The 3,498-nt window shown below is 71.6% G+C and carries 4 protein-coding genes; 1 reads left to right on the top strand and 3 read right to left on the bottom strand.

Annotated features, from left to right (window positions below):
* The 3 genes from PKC53_RS09375 to PKC53_RS09385 form a co-directional block, all read right to left on the bottom strand.
* Nucleotides 1-208, bottom strand: a 208-nt coding sequence (locus tag PKC53_RS09375; RefSeq protein WP_324428212.1) for a glutamine synthetase beta-grasp domain-containing protein, incomplete at its 3' end; no start/stop codon positions are given.
* Nucleotides 209-410: 202 nt separating this feature from the next.
* On the bottom strand, nt 411-1,205 hold the full coding sequence (locus PKC53_RS09380) for a molybdopterin-binding protein (protein WP_324428213.1): 795 nt from the start codon (nt 1,203-1,205) through the stop codon (nt 411-413).
* A complete protein-coding gene (locus tag PKC53_RS09385) occupies nt 1,202-2,092 on the bottom strand; it encodes an EI24 domain-containing protein (protein WP_324428214.1) in 891 nt (296 codons plus the stop codon). The genes PKC53_RS09380 and PKC53_RS09385 overlap by 4 nt, the downstream gene beginning before the upstream one ends.
* Nucleotides 2,093-2,241: 149 nt before the next feature.
* On the opposite strand from PKC53_RS09385, the gene PKC53_RS09390 reads away from it, so the two are divergent.
* The gene (locus PKC53_RS09390; RefSeq protein WP_324428215.1) at nt 2,242-3,435 is read left to right on the top strand and encodes a GGDEF domain-containing protein; all 1,194 of its coding nucleotides are present in this window, start codon (nt 2,242-2,244) and stop codon (nt 3,433-3,435) included.
* Nucleotides 3,436-3,498 lie beyond the last annotated feature (63 nt).

Genomic DNA, 3,498 nt, shown 5'->3' on the forward strand with positions numbered 1-3,498 from the left:
GCAGCATGTCCGACGCCTCGATGCCCTTCCAGCCGGCGATCGACGAGCCGTCGAACGCGTGGCCTTCGGCGAACTTGTCTTCGCCGAAGGCCGACACGGGCACCGTGACGTGTTGTTCCTTGCCGCGGGTGTCGGTGAAGCGGAAGTCGACGAACTTGACTTCGTTGTCCTTCACCATCTTCATCACGTCGGCGACGGTCTTGGCCATCAGAGATCTCCTAGCGGGACGCTGTGCTGTGGGGTTGGGTTGAGGGGTGTGCGTGCTGGACTCGAGGCGCCGGTCTTTCCCGGTCGCCCAGACTGCGCTTCAATCTAGCAGAAAGCGTGCCCAATCCCGGGGCGCCGGTGTCCGCGAGCACGCACGCCATTGGTGCGCATGTGTGCACTGAAATGGTTCCACATCCACGTCATCAACGCACCAGTTCGGGGCCGAGTTCGGCCCCCAGCGCGTGCAGACCGTCCAGCAGCCGCGCGTACGCCGGTGCGACGACGGACTCGGCGCCCTTCACGCCAAGCTCGATGTGTCTTCCGTGCTGCGGGTGATCAACGCTGGGCAGGCTGAACACGCGCACCCCGGCGTGCTCGCGCTCGACGGCCTCCATCAGCGGCGTCAGCGTCGACTCCATCGTGCCGCGCACGATCACCGACAACTCGCGCTGGCGGTCGCGGCCGTGCAGCGCGGCGTAGCGGTGGTCGAGCAGCCATTCGATCATCGGCCAGGCCATCACCGGGAAACCGGGCATGAAGTGCACGTCGCCGACCGAGAACCCGGGAATCTTGTTGTACGGGTTCGGAACGATCGTCGCGCCGGACGGAAACGCGCCCATGGTCAGGCGGTGCACGTTGTCCGGGCGGTCCGGGTCGAAGGGCACGCCCTGCTCGGCCGCGATGTCGCGCATGCGCTCGACGATCAGCGCGCGCGCCTGCGGGTGCAGTTCCAGCGGCACGCCCAGCGCCGCGGCGGCACACTGGCGCGTGTGGTCGTCGGGGGTCGCTCCGATGCCGCCGCACGAGAACACCGCGTCGCCGCTGGAGAAGGCGTCGCGCAGCACTGCGGTGATGCGCGCCGGGTCGTCGCCGACGTAGCGCGCCCAGGCCAGCGCCAGGCCACGCGCGCCGAGCAGTTCGATGACCTTGGGCAGGTGCTTGTCCTGTCGCTTGCCCGACAGGATCTCGTCGCCGACGATGATCAGTCCGAAGTTCATGGCAGCGCGCGCGGCAGCGCCGTGTCCGCGTCGGGCGGCGGCAGCACGTGGGCAGACGCCGGGGCCGGCTCGGCGGGCAGCACCTCGACCTCGTGCTCGGCGCGCGAGGCCTGCAGCGCGGCCAGCGCGTAGTGGGCGAACCACAGCGCCGTGAACGCGAACACGAGCGTGTACAGCCACACCGACAGCAGCACCAGCAGCGGCGCGAACACCAGCGTGAGCACCCCCATCGCCCACAGCAGCGTCGGCGCTGCGCCCAGGTAGCCCGCGACCAGGCCCATGCCCAGCAGCGGCCAGCGGTGCGCGGCCAGCAGCGCGCGGCGCTCGTCGGCACTGGCGTGCACCGCGAGCACGTCGAAGGCGAGCACGCGGTACGTGAGCCAGCCCCAGATCAGCGGCGGCACCACCAGCACCAGTGGCGGCACGAACCACAGCGGCACACTGGCCGCCAGCAGTGCCAGCGCGAACACGCCCAGGCCCAGCGAGCGCAGCGACGCCCAGACGAGCGACGCGCCGTGCCGTCGCTCGAGCGTCGGGAAGCGCCGCTTCGCGACCAGTGACACCAGCGCTGGCGTCATCAGCGTGGCCACCAGCAGCAGCGCGACGACGACGATCACCGGCACCGCGAGTGCGACGACCACCAGCGGCGCCAAGACCGCGCGCAGCCCGTCGAGGCCGAGCGACTCGAGCCATGCGATCAGCGCGGCGCTGAGCGCCCAGCCGTCGAGCGTCGCACGCACGCCGGCAACCGCGCTCTCCCAGTACTGGTAGCCCAATGCCAGCGTCAGCGCGACGGCGAGCACCAGCGGCAGCAACGACCACAGCACGACGCGCGGGTGCAGGCAGTACGCGGTGGCGCGCCAGAAGGCGTCGAACAGGGCCGGCATGCACGCGAGCATACGTCAGCGCCATCGCGAGTCGCCGGATCGCGGCTTTGTGTCCAGGAGTGACGTCGGGCGACCTCGCGCAGCAACCTGTTGCACTCGCTGCCTTCGATGGGCTGCGACCACGCCGAGCCCGCTTCGACAATGCCGCGATGGACGCATCGACCTGGCTGCATCTGCCCACGCTGCTGCTGCTTTCGGCAGGCGTCGCCTTCGCCACGGCACTGGCGACGACGGCAGCCAGCGTCGGCGCCCCGCTGGCGCGCGGCGCGGGCTGGTGGCTGGGGGGGCAGTGGCTGGTCTTCGCCGGGCTCGCGGTGCTGACGATGACGGTCGGCCACGACGCCGCGGCGGTGATCGGGCTGGTGCTGCTGCTGCCCTGGCCGGTGCTGGTGCTGATGGGGCTGCGGCGCTTCCACGCGCGCCAGCGACCGCGCGGGCACGCCGCCGTCGACGCGGTGGTGCTGGTGCTGGCCGTCGCGGCGGTGCTGGTCGAGGCGGCGCGCGACACCCCGGGAGCGGTGTGGAACGCGGCGATGGCCGCACTGCACGGCTACGCGCTGATCGCCCTGCTCGGCAGCGCGGTGCTGCGCGTAGAGGCTCCGTTGCGCGTGCTGTGCGCCCTGCTCGCGGTGGCCGTGGCCGGGCATGGGGCGCTGGCGCTGGCCACCGGGCTGGACGCGGCCGTGCCGGCTGCGGCGGCGGCTGCGCCGCTGTCGGCGGTGCTGTCCACCGGCATGGGATTCGTCGCGCTGCTGCTCGCGCACGAGCGCACCGTCAGCGAATTGAGGGACTCTCGCCGGCGCCTGCGCTTCCTCGCGAACATCGACATGCTCACGCAGGTGCCGAACCGGCGCCACTTCGGCGAGCTGGCGCGCCGCGTGCTGCAGCGCCACCCGGACCGCACCGCGGCGGTGCTGATGTTCGACATCGACCACTTCAAGCGCATCAACGACGAACTCGGTCACGCGGCAGGCGATCGCGCGCTGCGGCTGGTCGCGCGCTGCGTGCAGGACACGCTGCGCGCCAACGACGTCGCCGGTCGCCACGGCGGTGACGAATTCGTGCTGCTGCTGCCACGCACCGAGCTGCGCGACGCGATGGCCGTGGCCACGCGCATCGTGCACCGCGCGCAGCGTCTAGCCAACGAGCAGGCCGTGCCGCGGCTGTCGCTGAGCTTCGGCGTCGTGCAGTTGCGCGACGACGAGTCGCTCGACGAGGCGTTGCGCCGCGCCGATCAGGCCCTGTACGAGGCCAAGCGTCAGGGCCGCGGTCGCGCGGTCAGTGCCGCGGGCGACGAGCTGCGGCCGGTGTTCGTCGAGAGCCGACGTCTCGGGCTAGCCTGAGGCGTTCACGAGTCCGCGCTCGCGACGCTCGGCCACTGCGGACCCCGGCCTCGCAGAGCTCGG

It is taken from the genome of Azohydromonas sp. (genome assembly GCF_035325925.1).
In the GTDB taxonomy this organism is placed as follows: domain Bacteria; phylum Pseudomonadota; class Gammaproteobacteria; order Burkholderiales; family Burkholderiaceae_C; genus Calidifontimicrobium.

What these genes read in the sequence shown, in the direction of transcription:
- PKC53_RS09380 (WP_324428213.1), bottom strand. Translation starts at nt 1,205, where the DNA reads ATGAACTTCGGACTGATCATCGTCGGCGACGAGATCCTGTCGGGCAAG.
- PKC53_RS09385 (WP_324428214.1), bottom strand. Translation starts at nt 2,092, where the DNA reads ATGCCGGCCCTGTTCGACGCCTTCTGGCGCGCCACCGCGTACTGCCTG.
- PKC53_RS09390 (WP_324428215.1), top strand. Translation starts at nt 2,242, where the DNA reads ATGGACGCATCGACCTGGCTGCATCTGCCCACGCTGCTGCTGCTTTCG.